The sequence below is a fragment of the Acinetobacter johnsonii genome (genome assembly GCF_048551975.1).
GTDB lineage: Bacteria > Pseudomonadota > Gammaproteobacteria > Pseudomonadales > Moraxellaceae > Acinetobacter > Acinetobacter johnsonii_A.
The window spans coordinates 1-249 of record NZ_JBIMCF010000338.1 but is presented as its reverse complement, the minus strand read 5'-3'; the positions used below and the strand labels follow the sequence as shown (position 1 = coordinate 249).

Annotated in this window: 1 protein-coding gene; it reads left to right on the top strand. The window is 51.0% G+C overall.

Annotated features, from left to right (window positions below; all coding sequences use genetic code 11):
* The coding region (locus tag ACG9ZB_RS17725; protein ID WP_419326895.1) for a polyprenyl synthetase family protein at positions 1-249 on the top strand (249 nt) is incomplete at both ends.

The window sequence follows — 249 nt, the reverse complement described above, 5'->3', positions numbered from 1 at the left end:
GCTGTGCTATGCCACCGCACATTTACATCCAAACACTAATACAGCGGCCGTGCGCCGCGCCGCTGTGGCTGTGGAGTTGATTCATTGTTATTCCTTGGCACCTGATGATTTGCCGTGTATGGATAATGATCTTTTGCGCCGTGGTCAGCCGACCTGTCCTGTGGCGTATGGTGAAGATACAGCTTTGCTTGCGGGCGATATCTTGCAGTCCATGGCATTTGAAATTTTAGGTAGCCGACTGTTTGATGC